This is a genomic window from Shigella sp. FJ200513 (assembly GCF_040495915.1).
In the GTDB taxonomy this organism is placed as follows: domain Bacteria; phylum Pseudomonadota; class Gammaproteobacteria; order Enterobacterales; family Enterobacteriaceae; genus ECMA0423.
This window is the reverse complement of the sequence record NZ_JBDYCV010000174.1, coordinates 1-4,759: the sequence shown is the minus strand read 5'-3', so window position 1 is coordinate 4,759 and position 4,759 is coordinate 1. Positions and strand designations below refer to the sequence as shown.

Here is a 4,759-nt window from a genome sequence, read left to right as displayed (position 1 = left end):
GTGGCGGCCTCAGTCCGGAACAATTTGAAAACCAGAACCTCGCTTAGGCCTGTGTCCATATTACGTGGGTAGGATCAGTTTCAGAAAAAGCGCTAGTCCGGGCATAAACACCCAAAACAAAGCCCGGTTCGCCCGGGCTCTGCACCGATAATACACTTAACTGTATGCATGCAGCGTACGTTGGCAAAGTGCCGAACGTACGCAATCCTCTTTTCCGAACCGGACGATCCCAACCATTTCATCTTCTTCGAAACGTTCCAGCGCGTCACTTAATCCGGAGCACACGCCGCGAGGCAAATCGCATTGCGTGATATCACCGTTGACGATAACCGTCACGTTCTCCCCGAGGCGGGTTAAAAACATTTTCATTTGCGCGGCAGTCACATTCTGCGCCTCGTCAAGAATGACAACTGCATTTTCAAAGGTACGTCCACGCATATAGGCGAACGGCGCGGTTTCCACCTTCCCTATTTCCGGTCGCAGGCAGTACTGCATAAAGGAAGCCCCTAAGCGCCGGACCAGCAAGTCGTAGACCGGGCGAAAATAGGGAGCAAACTTTTCTGCGATATCACCAGGTAAGAAGCCAAGATCTTCATCGGCTTGCAGAACTGGACGGGTGACGATAATCCTGTCGACATCCTTATGTATCAGGGCCTCTGCCGCTTTTGCTGCGCTGATCCAGGTTTTTCCGCACCCGGCTTCGCCCGTGGCGAATATCAGCTGCTTACTCTCAATAGCCTGCAGATAGTGCAATTGCGCTTCATTTCGCGCAAGGATGGGCGAGGTATCGCGACTGTCGCGGGCCATACCAATGGCTTCTACGCCGCTCATCTGCACAAGCGAGGTGACCGATTCTTCTTCACGCTGCTTATGGCTGCGCGAATCCCGTCTCAGCACACGTTTTGCCTCGCGACGAGCTTTGATCACTGCTTTTTGTCTTCCCATGGAGAGCACCTTGAGTTGTTTGTATTCATCACACGCGCCGTTGGCAGCGCGATTATGCGCACGAACATCAGAGGGTTGGCTTCCTTGTAAGCCATAGTTTGCTTTTGGATAAAATGCCGAAAAACGGCTACGCACACCGTTTGCGGCGTCGGTAACACGAGTAAAGAAAGGAAGTGAGAAAAATACAGAGTGACGAAGTTGCTACCGGAGGAGAAATCTCCGCGAGTGGTGGAGCGTTGCTTAACAAAACATTGTCCAGAACAGGACGTTACCATCCGCGATCTCCATAGTGACTGACTATCACTGCCGGGAACTTCCGCTGCTACTTAATAAGTACAACAGAACTCGCATTCATTGCAACAATATATTCACTTATATTTAACGATAACACCCATTTCGGTGACATTAATTTCTACTGGAAAGATGACAGAGTGATGACAGTGATGGAAAAAGCTGTGTGCTTTCCGCAGGATTCGCAGGGCTGGTAAAATGTGCCTCGTGTTTGCCGGATTCGGCGCGAACGCCTTACCCGACCTACAAGTGATTAATAATTTGTGCACAAAACTCATGCCCGATAAACCTGCGCATCGGGCATATTTGCGTCGTTCAAACCTGCAATAGCGCCCTTCCCAGATAATCGTTCGCGTCCTTCACTCCCGGCAGCGAAAAAAAATAACCGCCGCCGATAGGTTTAACGTATTCCTCCAGCGCTTCGCCATTGAGCCTTTTTTGTACTGTCAGGAAGCCTTTTTCCAGATCGTGTTGGTAGCAGACAAACAGCAACCCCATATCCAGTTGTCCGGAGTTGGTGACCCCCAACGAATAACTGTAGCCGCGACGCAGCATCAGGCTGGACTCACTCTCCGCCGTGCGGGGATTCGCCAGCCGGATATGGCTGTCCAGCGCGATCACCTTCCCTTCCGGGTCGCTGGCGTAATCAGGCACATCATGCTCATGCTGCATTCCCAGCGGCGCACCGGTTTGCTTATCACGGCCAAAAATCGTCTGCTGTTCTTTCAGCGGCGTTCTGTCCCAAAATTCCACTCGAAACTGAATCAAGCGTACTGCCTGATAGCTGCCACCGATTGTCCACGCAGGCTCCTGCTGATCTGCCGTTACCCACACCACTTTTTGCATCAACTTATCATTCTGGCTATCGGGATTGGCAGTGCCGTCTTTGAAACCCAGCAAATTAATCGGCGTCTCTTTGCCTTTACTACGCGCCGCGTGATCGGAAATAAACCCTTCCCGCTTCCAGCGCACACTGAGCAAATCCGGCGTGTGTTTGATGATATCGCGCAGCGCATGGTTCACCGTGTCCTGGGTGTTGGCGCAAATCTGTAGCAACACATCACCATGACATAACGCCGCATCCAGCGAGTCGTTGGGGAAACGCGTCATCTTCTGCAGCTTTTTTGGCATCTGTGGCGCAAGGCCAAAGCGCTCATCAAACAATGAGTGACCCACCGATAACGTGATGGTGAGATTATCGGGCGCAATGTAGCCGCCAAGAATGCCGGAATCGAGTGGTGGCAGGCGCGGATTTGGCGTTTCTGGTGCTGCTCCGCCCTGACTCAGAAAAGCAAAACGCTGAGTCAACAAGCGAAACAACCGCTCAAGATCGGCTTTATCGCTGGCAAGCACATCAAACGCCACCAGCATCATTGCGGCCTGTTGTGGCGTCAGGATCCCTGCCTGATGCTCACCATAAAACGGCTGTTTCTCATTGCGTGCATCCGGTGAAAGCGTGCCCGGTGCACTTTGCGTTTTTTGTGCATGAGCGACCGGACAACTTCCCGCCAGCGCACCAATCCCTTTCAGTAAACGTCGGCGTGACGGTTCATTCACGCCGTTTTCATCTTTATACTGCATAACGCTTAATCCAGTCCCAGCACACCGCGAAGTTGCGCCAGATCTTCCGCCAGCGCAGTAATCGGCCCTTTCAGCGCATTCCGGTCGGCATCGGTCAATTTGTCGTAGGTTTCAAAACCGTCTTTAGTACGGTATTTCGCCAGAATGGTATCGACCTTTTTAAAGTTGGCATCGACTTTTGCCAACAGTTCCGGGTTGGCTTTTTGCAGTTGTGGACGCAGCAGATCGACAATTTTCTGCGAGCCTTCAACGTTAGCCTGGAAATCCCACAGATCGGTGTGGCTGTAGCGATCTTCTTCACCGCTGATTTTGCTGGCTGCCACTTCCTCAATCAGTCCGGCTGCGCCGCCGACCACTTTTGAAGGTGGGAAAGCCAGTTCACTGATGCGTTTTTGCAAATCGACCACATCGGTATAAAGCTGCTCAGCGTACTGATCCATCCCTTTGGTGGTGTTGTCGCCAAACAATGCTTTTTCCAGACGGTGGAAACCAGTGAATTTTGGGTCGGCGGCTTTTTGCTCGTAATCATCTTCACGGGCGTCAATGCTGCCATCCAGATCGGAGAACAGTTCAGCAATCGGTTCAATACGCTCATAGTGCTGGCGCGTCGGCGCATACAGTGCTTTCGCTTTTTCGATATCGCCTGCTTTAATCGCGTCGGTAAAGGCTTTGGTGTCGGTCACCAGCTGCGTGGTTTCCGCCATGACATACGCTTTATATGCAGTAATTGCACCACCAAGACTTAACAGCGCATCACTTTGCGCCGCATCCGCCGTTGCCTCACCTTTGACGATCAACTTCCCTTTCGGGTTAGTCAGCAGACCGCAGGTCATATCGTATTCGCCAGGCTGTAAATTCGCCGTCATTTTCTGGCTAAAACCAGGGGCGATATTTTCCCGCTCTTCCACCACCATCACGCCTTTGAGGATCTCCCACTCCAGCGCCTTCTGGCTATGGTTCTGAATAATGAACTGTGTTTTCCCGGCGTTAACCGTAATGGTCATCGGTTCGCACTGCTTATCCGTCACGGTCACTTTGACCTGCGGCACATCAGCGGCGTTAGCCATAAAAGCAGAAGAAAACAGCGCAGCCACGCTCAACTGCAATGCGTTACGGCGGAAGTTAATGGTCATGACGAGACTATCCCTTTAAAGTATGTTGTAACTAAGCAAGAGTTTGCGTCGTATTTGTTACGCGGAGCGAGACGCTGTCGCCCCTGCGCGTGGTGGCAGAGCAAATGCCACCAGCGCCGGGATGAGATAAATAAACCAGACGGCGACTTCGCTGACGCTCGGTGCTTCCTGATAGCCAAAAATCCCTTCCATCAGCGTGCCAAACAGCGAGTGAGTTGAGAGGACCGCGCTCATATCGAAGGCGATTTCCTGAAAGTGGTTCCACAATCCGGCTTCATGAAATGCGCGAATGGCACCAGCCGCCAGCCCTGCGGCGACGAAGAGAATAAACAGGCTGGTCCATTTAAAAAATGCACCAAGATTGAGGCGAATACCGCCCCAGTAGAGCAGGAAGCCGAGCACCACGGCAGTAGCAAGACCGAGCATTGCACCCAGCGGCGGCCAGATCCCGACATCTTGTTGAAATGCCGCCAGCAGGAAAAAGACCGACTCCAGCCCTTCCCTTGCAACGGCAAAAAAGACCATCATCACCAGCGCCCAGCCATGATGATTTCCACGCTGCAATGCGCTATCGACTGCCTGTTCCAGTTGCACTTTGACGTTGCGCGACACTTTGCGCATCCAGAAAACCATCCAGGTAAGGATCACCACGGCGATCACCGCCACGATACCTTCAAACAGTTCCTGCTCTTTTTGCGGAAATTCGCCGGTGGTTTCGTTAATGAAGATCCCCGAGTAGGCAGCCTGACGGCTGCGGCTTGTCATGGTCTGCAATTACCGTTATAAAAACAGGCAATGTCATTGTCTTT

The 4,759-nt window shown here is 52.2% G+C and carries 3 protein-coding genes and 1 pseudogene; all 4 read right to left on the bottom strand.

Translation table 11 applies throughout. From position 1 onward, the window contains the following. Positions 1–156 precede the first annotated feature (156 nt). A complete protein-coding gene (gene phoH / locus ABZJ92_RS20675; RefSeq protein WP_005047400.1) occupies positions 157–945 on the bottom strand; it encodes a phosphate starvation-inducible protein PhoH in 789 nt (262 codons plus the stop codon). A gap of 606 nt (positions 946–1,551) precedes the next feature. Further along, positions 1,552–2,817 (bottom strand): iron uptake transporter deferrochelatase/peroxidase subunit, encoded by a 1,266-nt coding sequence (gene efeB, locus ABZJ92_RS20670; RefSeq protein ID WP_001199452.1) that lies wholly within the window; start codon positions 2,815–2,817, stop codon positions 1,552–1,554. Between the two features lie 5 nt (positions 2,818–2,822). Continuing rightward, on the bottom strand, positions 2,823–3,950 hold the full coding sequence (gene efeO / locus ABZJ92_RS20665; protein WP_000154398.1) for an iron uptake system protein EfeO: 1,128 nt from the start codon (positions 3,948–3,950) through the stop codon (positions 2,823–2,825). Between the two features lie 57 nt (positions 3,951–4,007). Continuing rightward, positions 4,008–4,682, bottom strand: a pseudogene (efeU, locus tag ABZJ92_RS20660) (iron uptake transporter permease EfeU); the annotation flags it as partial. Positions 4,683–4,759: the final 77 nt, after the last annotated feature.